At 70.5% G+C, this 13,627-nt stretch carries 16 protein-coding genes and 2 tRNA genes; 14 read left to right on the top strand and 4 right to left on the bottom strand.

Annotated elements, in window-relative coordinates:
* The first annotated feature begins 114 nt into the window (after positions 1-114).
* The 12 genes from CSX12_RS14130 to CSX12_RS14075 all read left to right on the top strand — a co-directional run bounded on the left by CSX12_RS14130 (position 115) and on the right by CSX12_RS14075 (position 10,644).
* Complete coding sequence (locus tag CSX12_RS14130) at positions 115-1,122, top strand: TadA family conjugal transfer-associated ATPase (protein WP_124896206.1); 1,008 nt, start codon at positions 115-117, stop codon at positions 1,120-1,122.
* Positions 1,119-2,015, top strand: coding sequence for a type II secretion system F family protein (locus CSX12_RS14125; protein WP_241160470.1), 897 nt, complete (start codon positions 1,119-1,121; stop codon positions 2,013-2,015). The genes CSX12_RS14130 and CSX12_RS14125 overlap by 4 nt, the downstream gene beginning before the upstream one ends.
* A 43-nt stretch (positions 2,016-2,058) precedes the next feature.
* Positions 2,059-2,256, top strand: a complete 198-nt coding sequence (locus tag CSX12_RS14120; RefSeq protein ID WP_017201452.1) for a DUF4244 domain-containing protein — start codon at positions 2,059-2,061, stop codon at positions 2,254-2,256.
* Complete coding sequence (locus CSX12_RS14115) at positions 2,256-2,645, top strand: TadE family type IV pilus minor pilin (RefSeq protein WP_124896204.1); 390 nt, start codon at positions 2,256-2,258, stop codon at positions 2,643-2,645. The genes CSX12_RS14120 and CSX12_RS14115 overlap by 1 nt, the downstream gene beginning before the upstream one ends.
* Positions 2,645-2,974 carry a helicase gene (locus CSX12_RS14110; RefSeq protein ID WP_124896203.1) on the top strand — a complete coding sequence of 110 codons (330 nt, stop codon included), beginning with the start codon at positions 2,645-2,647 and terminating at the stop codon, positions 2,972-2,974. Before CSX12_RS14115 ends, CSX12_RS14110 begins: the two co-directional genes overlap by 1 nt.
* Positions 2,975-3,050: 76 nt before the next feature.
* A complete protein-coding gene (gene topA, locus CSX12_RS14105) occupies positions 3,051-5,927 on the top strand; it encodes a type I DNA topoisomerase (protein WP_124896202.1) in 2,877 nt (958 codons plus the stop codon).
* Positions 5,924-6,553 carry a dTMP kinase gene (gene tmk, locus CSX12_RS14100; RefSeq protein ID WP_124896201.1) on the top strand — a complete coding sequence of 210 codons (630 nt, stop codon included), beginning with the start codon at positions 5,924-5,926 and terminating at the stop codon, positions 6,551-6,553. The genes topA and tmk overlap by 4 nt, the downstream gene beginning before the upstream one ends.
* Before the next feature lie 62 nt (positions 6,554-6,615).
* Positions 6,616-7,773, top strand: coding sequence for a DNA polymerase III subunit delta' (locus tag CSX12_RS14095; RefSeq protein WP_026049622.1), 1,158 nt, complete (start codon positions 6,616-6,618; stop codon positions 7,771-7,773).
* A gap of 8 nt (positions 7,774-7,781) precedes the next feature.
* Positions 7,782-9,323 (top strand): alpha/beta hydrolase, encoded by a 1,542-nt coding sequence (locus CSX12_RS14090; RefSeq protein WP_124896200.1) that lies wholly within the window; start codon positions 7,782-7,784, stop codon positions 9,321-9,323.
* 69 nt (positions 9,324-9,392) lie between these two features.
* Positions 9,393-9,465: transfer RNA gene (locus tag CSX12_RS14085), tRNA-Thr, on the top strand.
* A gap of 67 nt (positions 9,466-9,532) precedes the next feature.
* The gene (locus CSX12_RS14080) at positions 9,533-10,114 is read left to right on the top strand and encodes an isochorismatase family protein (protein WP_124896199.1); all 582 of its coding nucleotides are present in this window, start codon (positions 9,533-9,535) and stop codon (positions 10,112-10,114) included.
* Entirely contained in the window at positions 10,111-10,644 is a 534-nt protein-coding gene (locus tag CSX12_RS14075; protein WP_124896198.1) for a DUF1697 domain-containing protein, read from the top strand. The genes CSX12_RS14080 and CSX12_RS14075 overlap by 4 nt, the downstream gene beginning before the upstream one ends.
* Positions 10,645-10,647: 3 nt before the next feature.
* Here CSX12_RS14075 and CSX12_RS14070 read toward each other — a convergent pair whose 3' ends face one another.
* Positions 10,648-10,872, bottom strand: a complete 225-nt coding sequence (locus CSX12_RS14070) for a hypothetical protein (protein ID WP_017201444.1) — start codon at positions 10,870-10,872, stop codon at positions 10,648-10,650.
* Between the two features lie 25 nt (positions 10,873-10,897).
* On the opposite strand from CSX12_RS14070, the gene CSX12_RS14065 reads away from it, so the two are divergent.
* Positions 10,898-11,413, top strand: a complete 516-nt coding sequence (locus CSX12_RS14065) for a CGNR zinc finger domain-containing protein (RefSeq protein WP_017201443.1) — start codon at positions 10,898-10,900, stop codon at positions 11,411-11,413.
* A 9-nt stretch (positions 11,414-11,422) separates the two neighbouring features.
* Here the strand turns inward: CSX12_RS14065 and CSX12_RS14060 are convergent, their stop codons facing one another.
* Positions 11,423-11,968, bottom strand: a complete 546-nt coding sequence (locus CSX12_RS14060) for a type 1 glutamine amidotransferase domain-containing protein (RefSeq protein WP_017201442.1) — start codon at positions 11,966-11,968, stop codon at positions 11,423-11,425.
* 172 nt (positions 11,969-12,140) lie between these two features.
* On the opposite strand from CSX12_RS14060, the gene CSX12_RS14055 reads away from it, so the two are divergent.
* Entirely contained in the window at positions 12,141-12,614 is a 474-nt protein-coding gene (locus tag CSX12_RS14055) for a hypothetical protein (RefSeq protein ID WP_124896197.1), read from the top strand.
* A gap of 24 nt (positions 12,615-12,638) precedes the next feature.
* On the opposite strand, the gene CSX12_RS14050 is transcribed toward CSX12_RS14055, so the two are convergent.
* Both CSX12_RS14050 and CSX12_RS14045 read right to left on the bottom strand, forming a co-directional pair.
* Positions 12,639-12,711 (bottom strand) — tRNA-Lys (locus CSX12_RS14050).
* Between the two features lie 135 nt (positions 12,712-12,846).
* Entirely contained in the window at positions 12,847-13,506 is a 660-nt protein-coding gene (locus CSX12_RS14045) for a fasciclin domain-containing protein (RefSeq protein ID WP_017201440.1), read from the bottom strand.
* Positions 13,507-13,627: the final 121 nt, after the last annotated feature.

The raw sequence follows: 13,627 nt of genomic DNA, 5'->3' as shown, positions 1-13,627 counted from the left end.
TCTGTGCGCACCGGGTCCCTGCACCGCGCGACGGGGAAGCGGCTTCTGCACAGTCCTCGGCTCGAGCTCACGGACCGCGGCTCTTCGTGCACGCAGCCTGCGTAGCGTCGCGGCATGGCACACTCGTTCGTCATCCAGCCCCGGGGAGCGGAGCACGCCGTCACGGCGCCGACGGCCCCCAGCGCGCGTCCGCACCTGGACCCGGCCTTCGGTCCGCTCCTGGCGCACATCGACGAGTCGGTGACGGACGTCTTCGTGAACGGGGCGGGCGGATTGTTCCTCGATCGGGGCGCCGGCGCGGAGTCGGTGCCCGGCTGGCGCGCGTCAGAGCGCGAGGTCCGCGACCTCGCGGTGTCCCTCGTCGGTCTCGGCGGACGGCACCTCGACGACCAGGCGCCGTGCGTGGACGTGCGTCTCGCGTCGGGCATCCGCGTGCACGCGGTTCTCGCGCCCGTCTCGACCACGGGCACCGCGCTGTCGATCCGCATCCCTCGTGTGCGCGCGGCCGACCTCGGGGCGCTCGCGGCGCTGGGAACCTTCGAGGCCCCGCAGCAGCGCTGGCTCCTGCGGCTCGTTGCGGAGCGCGCGAACATCCTCATCACCGGAGGAACCGGGACGGGCAAGACCACGCTGCTCTCGGCGCTGCTGTCGGAGGTCCCTCCGGGCGAGCGCATCGTCACGATCGAGGACGTCGCCGAGTTGCGTCCGCGGCATCCCCATCACGTCGCCCTCGAGGCGAGACAGCCCAATCTGGAAGGGGCGGGTGGCATCGCCCTCGCCCGCCTGGTCCGCGAGTCGCTCCGGATGCGACCCGACCGGCTCGTGGTGGGGGAATGCCGTGGCGAAGAGGTGCGCGAGCTGCTCACCGCGCTCAACACCGGCCACGACGGCGGCGCGGGAACGCTGCACGCCAGCGGGCTGCACGATGTCCCCGCCCGGCTCGAGGCGCTGGGCGCCCTCGCCGGGATGGACGCCGTTGCGCTGGCGCGGCAGGCGGTCAGCGCGTTCACGGTGGTCCTCCACCTGGACCGCGCGCCCGGGGGCGGCCGGCGCATCCGGCAGGCGGGACGCCTGGTCATCGTCGACGACCGCCTCGACATCGAAGAGGTGCGACCGTGGTGAGCCGTCGCGCCGTCTCGACGTCGGAGCGTGCGGCGACGACCGACGCGGCCGCCTCCGTGCAGACGCTGGCGGTGCTGCTGCAGGCCGGTGCTGTGCCGCTCGTGGCGTGGCGTCACCTCGCCGACACCGGGGATCCGCACGCGATCGCCGTGATCGAGCGTGTGGACGAGGGGACTCCCATCGTCGCTGCGATCGAGGCGGAGAAAGGGGTGTGGGCAGAACTCGCCGCCGCGTGGGAGATCGCCACGATCGTGGGTGCGCCGCTCGCCGAGGTCCTCCGGATGATCGCGGAGACGCTTCGGGACGCGGCGTCCGCGGCCGACGACGTGCGCATCGCCCTCGCCGAACCGGCCGGCACGGCGCGCCTGCTGCTCTGGATGCCGCTCGCCGGTCTCCTGCTCGGGTTCGCCCTCGGCTTCGACAGTGTGGGAGTCATCACCCGGAACCCGCTGGGACTCGCGTGCGCGGTCTGCGGCCTGCTCCTCGTGCTGGCTGCCCGGGCCTGGACCGGGCGACTGCTGCGCAAGGCCGCCCCCGCTCCGGGGACGCCGGGGATGCGCGCCGAACTGGTCGCGGTCGCGCTCGCGGGTGGCGCATCCATCGACCGCGCTCTGCAGCTCGTCTCGCAGACCGCCGCGCCGGGAGAGGGCGAGGGGCGGGTCCGCGCCGTGCTCGATCTGTCGCGGGCGGCGGGTGTACCCGCCGTGGAGCTCCTCCGCGCCTCCGCCGCCGAAGACCGTCACTCCGCCAGAGTGCAGGGTCGGCTGCGCGCGGCCAGGCTCTCGACGCAGCTGCTGCTCCCGCTCGGCGTGTGCACGCTGCCCGCCTTCCTCCTGCTCGGGGTGGCGCCGCTGCTGCTCAGCGTCCTCGCCGCGACCCCTCTGCCGTCCTGACCCCATCCCGATGCGCGAGCATCCGACAGAAAGAAGGAACACCATGAACGCGATTCCCCGGTTGGATCGCCGCCGCGCCGCCGCCCTGTTCGACGACGAGACCGGAGCCGCCACCGCCGAGTACGCCATCACGACCATGGCCGCCGTGGCCTTCGCCGGTCTGCTCGTCGCCATCATGAGATCCGACGAGGTGCGCGGCATCCTCACGGATCTCGTGCGACGGGCGCTGACGGTGTCGTGATGCACCGCAGGACGGCGACGAGAGGACATCGCGGACGACGCGGCCCCGCGGCCGGGCGCGCAGACGAGCGAGGGGCCGTCGCTGCCGAGCTCGCGCTCGCTCTTCCGGCGGTCGTCCTGGCTCTCCTGCTCGGGGCGGGGGCGCTCGGCGCAGCATCCCGACAGGTCCTGCTCCAGGACGCATCCGCGGACGCGGCGCGACTGCTGGGTCGCGGTGAGGGCGCCGGCTCCGCCCAGCGCGTCGTGCAGGCGGCCGTTCCCGGCGCGGCGGTGTCGTCCTCGATCTCCGGCGATGTGGTGTGCGTGACGGCCTCGGTCGAGGTGGCGGTCGGAGCTCTCGTCCGGGTTCCCCTCTCGGCGCACAGCTGTGCGCTCGAGGGGGGACTCTGATGGCGGGCTCCGCCGTGGCCGCCGGGGTGCTGGCCGTCGCGGCGACTCTGTCGCTCGGGCTCGCCGCTGTCGGCGGCGCCGCCGTGACGGCGCAGCGCGCGGCCGGTGCCGCGGACGCCGCAGCGCTCGCCGCGGCCGACGTCGCCAGCGGTGCGGTGCCCAGCGCGGAGGCCCCGTGCGCCGTCGCCGAACGGGTGGCGCGAGCAGGAGGCGCCGCGCTCACGACCTGCGTCTTCCAGGGCTTCGTGGCGACCGTGCAGGTGCAGTCGGCGTACGCTGGACTCGCAGCCGTCTCCCGAGCCCGTGCCGGGCCACCCGAGGGACAGTGACGGCCGCGCGACCTCCCTCACTGTGAACGACCCCACACAGTGGTGTGTATGGTGTGCTTCGAAGAAAGGACGCCCCTTGGCTGAAGGCAAGAAGCTCGTCATCGTCGAGTCCCCGACGAAGATGCGGTCTATTCAGGGATACCTCGGCGACGGCTACGAGGTGCTCAGCTCCGTCGGCCACATCCGCGACCTGGCTGACAAGAAGGACATCCCGGCCGACGACAAGAAGGCCTATGGGAAGTACTCGATCGACATCGAGAACGGCTTCGACCCCTACTACGTCGTCTCGGATCGCAAGACCAAGACCGTCGCGGAGCTCAAGCGTGCGCTCAAGACCGCCGACGAACTCCTGCTCGCCACTGATGAGGACCGTGAGGGCGAGGCGATCGCCTGGCACCTGCTCGAGACCCTGAAGCCCAAGGTTCCCGTCAAGCGCATGGTCTTCCACGAGATCACCAAGGACGCGATCCAGGCCGCTGTGGGGAACACCCGCGAGCTGGATCACGCGCTCGTCGACGCGCAGGAGACCCGCCGCATCCTCGACCGGCTGTACGGCTGGGACGTCTCGCCCGTGCTCTGGTACAAGGTCAAGACCGGCATCTCCGCCGGACGCGTGCAGTCCGCCGCCACCCGCCTGATCGTCGACCGCGAGCGCGAGCGCATGGCCTTCGTCTCCGCCGACTACTGGGACGTCGACGCGGCCGCCGCGGCCGCCGGCACCTCCTTCCGCGTCCGCCTCGTCCGCGTCGACGGGGGACAGCTCGCCCGCGGCACGGACTTCGACGACACCGGAAAGCTCAAGAAGGCGGTGGTCGTCCTCGACGAGGCCACGGCGACCGCACTCGCCGACGCCGTCGACGCCACCGGCGCCGGCACCGTCACCAAGGTCGAGGCCAAGCCGGGAACGCGCAGCCCCTACGCCCCGTTCACGACTTCCACGATGCAGCAGGAGGCCGGTCGCAAGCTCTCCATGGGCGCGAAGCAGGCGATGAGCGTCGCGCAGCGTCTGTACGAGAAGGGGTACATCACCTATATGCGTACCGACTCCACGGCGCTGAGCACCCAGGCGGTGCAGGCGGCGCGGAGCCAGGCGGTCGCGCTCTACGGCGACAGCGCCGTGCCGCTCAAGCCCCGTGTCTACAAGTCGAAGAGCAAGAACGCCCAGGAGGCGCACGAGGCCATCCGCCCCTCCGGCGAGACCTTCCGCACCCCGGCTTCGGTGTCGTCGGAGATGGACCGTGACGAGCAGCGCCTCTACGACCTCATCTGGAAGCGCACCGTCGCCAGCCAGATGGCCGACGCGAAGTACGAGACCACCACGGTCACGATCGCCGTCGACACGGAGAAGCACGGCGCCGGCGCAGCGAAGCTCGCCGAGTTCACGGCGTCCGGAACCGTCTACACCTTCAAGGGCTTCCTGGAGGCCTACGAGGAGGGGCGCGACGAGAAGCGCGGCGATGCCGATGCGGCGGAGAACCAGTCTCTCCCGGCCGTGGCCGTCGGCGACGAGCTCGCACTGTCGGAGGCTGAGGCCAAGGGGCACCGCACGACGCCCAAGCCGCGCTACACCGAAGCCTCGCTGGTGAAGGTGCTCGAGGAGAAGGGCATCGGGCGTCCCTCGACGTTCGCGACCATCCCCGAGACCATCCTCGATCGCGGCTACGCGGTCAAGCGCGGGCAGGCGCTCGTGCCGACCTGGCTCGCCTTCAGCGTGGTCCGGCTGCTCGAGGAGCACTTCGCCGAGCTCGTCGACTACGACTTCACCGCCGCGCTGGAGGACGACCTCGACACGATCGCTCGCGGCGAGCAGAACCGCGTCGAATGGCTCAAGTCGTTCTACTTCGGCTCGGACTCCCACGTGGGTCTGCGTCAGGTCGTCGACAACCTCGGTGAGATCGACGCCCGCGCGCTGAACTCCACGCGCATCACGGACACGGCCACGCTGCGCTTCGGCAAGTACGGCCCGTACCTCGAGGTCGCCGACCCCGAGAACCCGGACGCCAAGCCGCGCATCGTCAACGTGCCGGAGGACCTCGCGCCCGATGAGCTGACCGCGGAGAAGGCGCAGGAGCTCATCGATGCTCCCGTCGCCGGTGACCGGGTGCTCGGCGAGAACCCCGAGAACGGCAAGATCATCGTCGTCAAGGACGGCCGCTTCGGGCCGTACGTGCAGGAGAACGACCCCGTGCCCGATGATGCGGCCGTGGACGAGGCGACCGGCGAAGTCGTGGAAGCCAGCGCGAAGCGCAAGCGCGGCGCGAAGAAGGAAGCGGCGCCGAAGCCCCGCACGGCCTCGCTCTTCCGGTCGATGTCGGTCGACACGATCGAGCTCGACACCGCGCTCCAGCTGCTGAGCCTGCCGCGAGTCGTGGGCGTCGACCCCGAGACGGGCGATGAGATCACAGCCCAGAACGGGCGGTTCGGACCGTACCTCAAGAAGGGCACCGACTCGCGCTCGCTCGAGAGCGAGTCGCAGATCTTCGATGTGACGCTCGAGCAGGCGCTCGAGATCTACGCGCAGCCGAAGTACGGCGCCGGTCGCCGGGCGTCGAGCGCGCTCGCCGAGTTCGAGGCCGACCCGGTCAGCGGCAAGCCGATCCGCATCCGGGACGGTCGCTTCGGGGCATACGTCACCGACGGTGAGACGAATGTGACCATCCCGCGGGGCCAGAAGGTAGAGGACATCACGTTCGAGATCGCGGTGCAGATGCTGGCCGACAAGCGCGCCAAGGGACCTGCTCCGAAGCGCGGCGCGAAGAAGGCGCCGGCGAAGAAGGCTCCAGCCAAGACCGCCGCGGCCAAGAGCGGTGCCGCGAAGACCACGGCCAAGAAGGCGCCGGCGAAGAAGACCACGGCGGCGACGTCGGCGGCCCGCTCCGCGGCGGCGAAGAAGGCCGCGGCCACCCGCGCGGCGAACGCAGCGGCGAAGGCCGCGGAGAAGGCGGACTCGTGACCTCAGGTCGCGGCGTGTGGATCACTCTCGAAGGCGGAGACGGCTCGGGCAAGACCACGCAGTCGAATCTGCTCGCAGAGTGGCTCGAGGGCGAGGGGCGCACGGTCGTGCGCACCCGTGAGCCCGGCGGCTCGGAGGTGGGTCAGCTGATCCGAGACATCGTCCTGCACCACCGCGGCGACATCGCCCCGAGGGCGGAGGCGCTGCTGTACGCCGCCGATCGCGCGCACCACGTCGCGACCGTCGTCCGTCCGGCGATCGAGCGCGGCGACATCGTGCTGCAGGATCGCTACCTCGACTCGTCCGTCGCGTACCAGGGCGCCGGCCGGGTGCTCGACGCGACCGAGGTCCGCGACCTGTCGCTGTGGGCGGCCGAGGGAGCGCTTCCCGACCTGACGCTGCTGCTCGACCTCGACCCGGCCACGGCCCGCACCCGGCTCGACGCCGACGACAAACCGTTCGACCGGCTCGAAGCCGAGCGCGAGGAGTTCCATGGCCGCGTCCGCGACGCCTACCTGGCGCTCGCGGAGGCGGAGCCGGCGAGGTTCCTGGTGCTCGATGCTGCGGAGCGCCCCGAGGCGATCGCCGACCGCATCCGCGCCCGCGTGGGTGCGCTGCTCGGCTGACTCGGACGCGATCGGGAGAGCGGGGCGCTGTGCGCGTCGGCGGTCCCGATTAGGCTGAGTGCATGCCCCAGACCGTTCCCGCTCCTTTCCCGTGGGCGGATGTGTGGGGGCAGGACGCCGCCGTCGACACGCTGCGCGCCGCGGCCTCCGACCCGGCGGCCCTGTCGCACGCGTGGCTGATCACCGGTCCGCCCGGCTCGGGCCGCTCGACCCTGGCGTACGCCTTCGCGGCGGCGCTCATCGCCGACAGCCCCGACGACGAGACGGTGATGCGGCAGGTGCTCGCCGGCACGCACCCCGATGTGACCGCGCTGCGCACCGACAAGGTCATCATCACGATCGCCGAGGCCCGCGCGCTCGTCGAACGCTCCTACTTCGCCCCCTCGGCCGGCCGGTACCGGGTCATCGTGGTCGAAGACGCCGACCGCATGGTCGAGCGCACCTCGAACGTGCTGCTGAAGGCGCTCGAGGAGCCGCCGGAGCAGACGGTGTGGATCCTGTGCGCCCCGAGCGAGGCCGACCTGCTGCCGACCATCCGCTCCCGTGTGCGGTCGCTGCGGCTGCGCGAACCCGACGTCGCCGACGTCGCGCGTCTGATCAGCCTGCGCACCGGTGTCGACGAGGGCATCGCGGAGCAGGCGGCGCGGCACGCGCAGCGTCACATCGGCATGGCGCAGCGTCTCGCGACCGATGACGCGGCGCGGCGCCGACGGGACGAGACGCTGCGCTCGGTGCTCGGGGTCCGCGGTGTCGGAGACGCCGTCGAGGTGGCCGGGCGCATCATCCAGGCGGCGACCGAGGACGCGAAGGCGCTGACGGCCGAACGCGACGCCGCAGAGCGCGCCTCGCTGCTGCGGACGATCGGCGTCGCGGAAGGGCAGGCCGTGCCGCCGGCCCTGCGCACGCAGCTCTCCGCCCTCGAAGACGATCAGAAGAAGCGTGCCACTCGAAGCCTGCGGGACGGCATCGACCGGGTGCTCACCGATCTGCAGTCGCTGTTCCGCGACGTCGTGATGCTGCAGTTCGGACGCGGCGACGACCTCATCAACAGCGAGCTCCGGGCCGAACTGACGGCGCTCGCCTCCGCCTGGCCCGACACCCGTACCCTTGTCGTCCTTGACCACCTTGCCGAGACGCGGCAGTCGCTGGAGCGCAACGTCGCCCCTCTGCTCGCGCTGGAGAGCTTGCTCGTGACCATCGCGAGCGGGAGGAAACCGTGAAGAATCGAATGACGTCCCGCCTGCGTCGCGCCGCCGCCGTCGTCGCGGGGCTCGCCGCCGCATCGGTCGCCCTGTCCGGGTGTCTGTACGCGATGATCCCCGAGCAGTCGACACGTCCGTCGACGACGAAGACTCCCGACACGGCGGGTGTCTCCGAGGAGCTGATGCCGTTCTACACGCAGGACCTGGTCTGGAGCGACTGCGGTCCGGGCTTCGACTGCACGGAGGTCACGGCGCCCCTCGACTGGGAGAACCCTGGCACGGGGGAGATCACGCTGTCCGTCGTCCGGCACCGCGCCGAAGGGACGGCGGTGGGGTCGCTGCTGACCAATCCCGGCGGCCCCGGATCGAGCGGCGTCGACCTCGTCCTGAACAGCCTCGACTTCGCGGTCGGCCCCGACCTCATCGAGAACTTCGACGTGATCGGCTTCGATCCCCGCGGCGTCGGCGCCTCGACGGCGGTGACCTGCTACGACGCCCCCGAGATGGATGAGTATCTCTACGGCATCCCCGCCGCCGCTCGCGGCACCGCGGAATGGGAGGCCGAGCTGCTCGACGCGCACAAGGGCTTCGCCGAGGCATGCGAGGCCAACAGCGATGGCATCCTGCCGTACATCACGACGATCAACGCCGCTCGCGACATGGACCTGATCCGCGCACTGCTGGGCGATGAGCAGCTGAACTATCTCGGCTACTCGTACGGCACGTTCCTCGGCGCGACGTACGCCAAGCTGTACCCCGAGAAGGCCGGACGCCTCGTGCTGGACGGCGCGATCGACCCCTCGGTTCCCGGGCTCGAAGTGGGGGCCACGCAGGCCCTCGGATTCGAATCGGCACTCCGGGCGTACATGCAGAGCTGCCTGGATTCCGGCGAGTGCCCGTTCAACGGCACGGTCGACGAGGCGATGGCCGACCTGGGAGCACTGCTCGCGAGCGTCGACCGCACGCCGCTGAAGAACGGCGACGGTCGCCTCCTGGGCGCGGACTCGCTGATGACCGGCATCATCGCGGCGCTCTACTCGCAGGACAGCTGGGACTACCTGACGCAGGCGTTCGACGAGGCGCTGCAGGGCGATCCGACCACGGTGTTCCTGCTCGCCGACTTCTACAACGGGCGCGAGAACGGCGTCTACACCGACAACTCCGCCGAGGCCTTCCGGGCCTACAACTGCATGGACTATCCGGTGGAAGACGATCCGGCCGCCGAAGCGGCGACGGATGCGAAGATCGCGGCGGGAGCTCCGACGATCGCGCCGTACTGGAGCGGCCCGGACTCCTGTGAGGTATGGCCCTATCCGCCCACGGGTACGCGCGAGGAGATCCATGCCGAGGGAGCGGGTCCGATCCTGGTCGTCGGCACGACCAACGATCCCGCGACTCCGTACGAGTGGTCGGAGTCGCTCGCCGACCAGCTGGAAGAGGGCGTCCTCGTCACCCGCGTGGGCGAGGGCCACACCGGATACAACAAGGGCAACGTCTGCGTCGACGACGCGGTCGAGTCCTTCCTCCTCGACGATGTGGTGCCGGAGGACGGCCTGCGCTGCGAGTGACTGCGCCTCGATTCGCGAGCGAGCGCGAGACAGGGTAATATCGGTGATCGCGCCGCTCACGCGTCGCACGCCGCTTTAGCTCAGTCGGCAGAGCATTTCACTCGTAATGAAAAGGTCGTCAGTTCGATTCTGACAAGCGGCTCCGAAGGCCCCGTGATGCGAAGAACATCACGGGGCCTTTCCCGTTCCCGACGGCGTACGCTCGAATCATGAGCAGAGCCCTTCTCATCGTCGATGTGCAGAACGACTTCACCGAGGATGGTGCCCTCGCCGTCGCGGGCGGTGATGCCGTGGCTGAAAGGATCACCGCGTTCCTGGCCGCGCACGCGGCGGCATACGAGGTGATCATCGCCTCCCGCGACTGGCACGATGCCGACGGCGACAACGGCGGGCACTTCGCCGAGGCCCCGGACTTCGTCGACTCTTGGCCGGTCCACTGCGTCGCCGGCACCGAGGGCGCAGAGTACGATCCGCTGCTGGCGACGGACACCGTGACGCACCACGTTCGAAAGGGGCAGGGCAAGCCGGCCTACTCGATGTTCGAGGGCGTGACGGATGACGGGAGCAGCGTCGCCGCGGTGCTCACCGCTGCGGGTGTCCTGAGCGCCGATGTCGTCGGCATCGCAACCGACCACTGCGTCCGCGCGTCGGCGCTCGACGCGATCGCGCACGGCGTCCGGGTGCGGGTGCTGACGGATCTGATCGCCGGCGTCGCCCCGGAGCCGAGCGAGGCGGCTCTGGCCGAGCTGGCGCACGCAGGGGCCGAGCTGGTCGAGAGCTCCGCCGCGTGAGCCGCAGCGTCCTGCTGCTGCGCGCCGTGAACGTGAACGGCCGGAACAGCGTCCCGATGGCGCGCCTGCGGGAGGTGCTGGCCTCCGACACCGACCTCGTCGACGTGTCCACCTACATCGCCAGCGGCAACATCGTGTGTCGGACGCCGCGGGATCCGGTCGCGACGGCCGGAGTCGTACGCGCGGTCATCCATGCCGAGTTCGGGGTGGACACTCCGGTCATCCACCGGTCGCATGCGCAGCTGATCGCGTCGGAGTCCGCTCAGCCCTTCCCCGAGGGGGACGTCAAGTTCGTGCACGCGATGTTCCTCGAGGGCACTCCGTCGCCCGGCGCCCTGGAGATCCTGGAGCCGCGGCTCCAGCCCGACGAGCGTCTCGCGCTGGTCGGGGACGACCTGTGGATCGACTACGGGGCGGGCGGCGTGCACTCCACGAAGCTCACGAAGGCGATCCTGGATCGTGCGCTCGGGGTGTCGGGAACGGCGCGCAACCTGCGGACGACCCGCACGCTGATCGAGCTGACGGCCTGACGCTCACGCGGCTCCGTCGTGCGGGCGATCTGTTCCGCGGCTGACGGCCGTCGGCGGGAGGGACGCGTGCGCCTGGATGTCGACGCGGCGCACGTGGCACTCCGCGCAGCGCACGTACAGCACGACGCCTTCGCTGGTCGGATGCCGGGACTCCACGAGCCAGGCATGCTCGTGCGATGCGTCGTCGAGCCGGATGCGGGGGAGCGGGAGGGTGTTCAGCGAGGTCATGATCCCAGCGTGATGTAATGGTCTTATGCATCTCAACCCTTACGGCGAGTACGCGGTGCTCCTCGCCGCCTCTCTCGCCAACGACTGGCCGGAGAATCGCGCGGGGATCGAGGAGCGCACCCTCGCCCTGGGGATGACGCAGACCTTCCCGCCCGCTCCCGACGACCACGAGAAGGTCCGCGCCGTGATCGACGACTGGCTCCGGATCGTGGACGAGGCCGACCCCGACGAGAGGGCGCTGCTGCTCAATGCCCAGCTCGCCACGGCGGCCGCGTACCCGCGCCTGACCAACCACGACGGCGAGGGCTGGCACCTGCACTACCGCGACGACGTGCCGTCCCTGCCGTATGTGCTCCGGGCGATCATCAGCCTCGGCACCTCCCTGCACCTCGTCACGCGCGGGATGAATCGGCTCGGGCGGTGTCAGGCGGCCCCGTGCACGAACGTCGTCGCGGATGTGACACGCAACGGCCGGCAGCGCTTCTGCTCGGTCCGCTGCGCCAACCGCGCCGCCGTCCGTCGGCACAGGGCTCGCGCCTGACAGCCTCGGTCAGGCGGTCTGGCCCGCGTGCTTTCCCTCGCCGATCTCCTCGACGAGCTTCGCGTTGAAGGCAGGAAGGTCGTCGGGAGTCCGGCTGGAGACCAGGCCCTCGTCCACCACGACCTCTTCGTCGACCCAGGTCGCCCCGGCGTTGCGGAGATCGGTGGTGAGGCTCGGGTAGCTCGTGAGGGTGCGTCCGTCGACCACGCCGGCCTCGATGAGGATCCAGGCGCCGTGGCAGATCACGCCGACCGGCTTGTGCTGTTCGAAGAAGGCCCGGGCCAGTTCGATGGAGGGCTTGTCGAGCCGCAGGTGGTCGGCGTTCACGACGCCGCCCGGGAGCACGAGGGCGTCGAACTGGTCTGCCTTCGCCTCGGCCGCCGTCAGATCCACGGCCTGCTCGTGGCCGTTCTTGCCCGTGATCGCGGCGCCGTCGGGAGCGATGAGCGTGGCGCTCGCCCCCTCGGCCGTCACCGCTTCCCAGGGGCTGGTGAGCTCGCTGTCCTCGAATCCGTCCGTCGCCAGGAATGCCACTCGGTTGCCGGTGAGAGTCATCGTTCTTCCTTTCGTGGGGGAGTCGTCCGCCGTTCGGGGACATCTCGAGCCTCTCTCGGGACCGCAGGGGAGGGAAGGGGGTGGCCGGGATCGGAACGCGGTGATACAGGAGAAGTGGCGCTGCGCCGCGAGGTGTGCGGCGAAGGCGCGAGCTCGTCGCTAGCATCCAGATATGCGCCTCCGCCCCGCTCTCGTGCTGCTGCCCGTGCTCGTCCTGCTCGCGGGATGCGCGCCGACGCCGGCGTCCACTCCGACGCCCAGCACCACCGCGCCGCCCTCGCCGAGTCCGACCCCCACGCGATCGGCCACGCCCGCGCCGACGCCGACCGAGACGTCGGAGCCGCCGCAGTCCGGCGCCGAGTTCACGAGTGCGCAGCTGGTCGAGCTCTGCACCGCGAACACGAAGGCGCTCGCTCCGGATGCGACGTACTTCCCCGACATGGCGACCGCCGAGTGGCTCGATCAGCCGTCGCTGTGGTTCGTGGTGATCCCCAAGACCCTGAACGGTCAGGACAGCGTCGCCGTGTGCGGCATCGGCGGGAGTCCGGATGCTCCGGACGTCTCGATGCACGGCGAGTCGCTGCCGGACGGCGTGGCCGAGATCCGTCAGGAACTGCTGACCGGCACGTCGGAGGGCGATTCCTGAGGCGACCGGATGCGGTCTGTGCGGTGGGCCCCGTGGGGCTCGAACCCACGACCCGCGGATTAAAAGTCCGATGCTCTGCCAACTGAGCTAGAGGCCCCTCCGGCAAGTCTAGTGCGCACGACGAGGGGCCGTCGGCGACAGCGTCGCGGACGGCCCCTCTTCCTTCCCGAGTCCCTCCTCCTGGCCCCGGGAAGGGCGCCGGCCGGGTGTCCTCCCACCCGACCGTGCCGGCTCAGGAGGCCGGCGGCATCAGCACCGAGTCGATGAGGTACACGGTGGCGTTCGCGGTCTGGACTCCGCCGCAGATCACCTTGGCGTCGTTGACCATCCAGTCGTCGCCGCTGCCGGTGACCTCGAGGTCGGCGCCCTGAACCGTGGTGTGCATACCGGCGATGTCAGCGGGCTCGATCTGGCCGGGGACCACGTGGTAGGTGAGGATCGAGCTGAGCGTCGCGCTGTCGGTCTTGAGCGCCTCGATGGTGGCGGGGTCGATCTTCGCGAAGGCGTCGTCCACGGGGGCGAACACGGTGAACTCGTCGCCGTTGAGCGTGTCGACGAGGTTCACGTCGGGGTTGAGCTGTCCGCTCACGGCCGAGACCAGGGTGGTGAGCATCGGGTTGTTCGATGCGGCGACGGCCACGGGGTCCTGGGACATGCCCTGGATCGATCCGGCGCCGTCCGGGACCTCTTCGGCGTAGGCCGCGCAGCCGGGGCCGACGAGGTTGGCCGCCGGGTCCATCTCCATGGGCGTCGACTCCGACGTCTCGGGGGCCTTCGGCTCTGACGACTCCTCCGTGGTGCTGCCGCTGCCCATGGAACAGGCGGAGAGCAGGAACGCGCTCGCAAGGCCCAGGGTGACTGCTGCGGTGACCTTCTTCTTGGTGCTGAACATGTCGAGCTCCTTCAGACTGCGCCACGGCCTCTCCGTGGCGTCGAGGGCTGTTCGGAACGCCTCCGGGATCGGATGGGACGAATTCGAGAAAAAGTTCTCGAGGCCGCCGATCCAATCCGAA

The organism is Microbacterium sp. Y-01 (assembly GCF_003856715.1).
GTDB classification, from domain to species: Bacteria; Actinomycetota; Actinomycetes; order Actinomycetales; family Microbacteriaceae; genus Microbacterium; species Microbacterium algeriense.
The sequence above is the reverse complement of the archived record's forward strand: the minus strand, read 5'-3'. Positions and strand labels throughout refer to the sequence as shown.

Bases quoted from the DNA above. Each gene is read 5' to 3' on its own strand.
- CSX12_RS14045 (WP_017201440.1), bottom strand. From the start codon at position 13,506: ATGTTCAGCACCAAGAAGAAGGTCACCGCAGCAGTCACCCTGGGCCTT.
- CSX12_RS14055 (WP_124896197.1), top strand. From the start codon at position 12,141: ATGCGCCTCCGCCCCGCTCTCGTGCTGCTGCCCGTGCTCGTCCTGCTC.
- CSX12_RS14130 (WP_124896206.1), top strand. From the start codon at position 115: ATGGCACACTCGTTCGTCATCCAGCCCCGGGGAGCGGAGCACGCCGTC.
- CSX12_RS14115 (WP_124896204.1), top strand. From the start codon at position 2,256: ATGCACCGCAGGACGGCGACGAGAGGACATCGCGGACGACGCGGCCCC.
- CSX12_RS14080 (WP_124896199.1), top strand. From the start codon at position 9,533: ATGAGCAGAGCCCTTCTCATCGTCGATGTGCAGAACGACTTCACCGAG.
- CSX12_RS14095 (WP_026049622.1), top strand. From the start codon at position 6,616: ATGCCCCAGACCGTTCCCGCTCCTTTCCCGTGGGCGGATGTGTGGGGG.
- CSX12_RS14090 (WP_124896200.1), top strand. From the start codon at position 7,782: ATGACGTCCCGCCTGCGTCGCGCCGCCGCCGTCGTCGCGGGGCTCGCC.
- CSX12_RS14070 (WP_017201444.1), bottom strand. From the start codon at position 10,872: ATGACCTCGCTGAACACCCTCCCGCTCCCCCGCATCCGGCTCGACGAC.
- CSX12_RS14110 (WP_124896203.1), top strand. From the start codon at position 2,645: ATGGCGGGCTCCGCCGTGGCCGCCGGGGTGCTGGCCGTCGCGGCGACT.
- CSX12_RS14060 (WP_017201442.1), bottom strand. From the start codon at position 11,968: ATGACTCTCACCGGCAACCGAGTGGCATTCCTGGCGACGGACGGATTC.
- CSX12_RS14065 (WP_017201443.1), top strand. From the start codon at position 10,898: ATGCATCTCAACCCTTACGGCGAGTACGCGGTGCTCCTCGCCGCCTCT.
- CSX12_RS14120 (WP_017201452.1), top strand. From the start codon at position 2,059: ATGAACGCGATTCCCCGGTTGGATCGCCGCCGCGCCGCCGCCCTGTTC.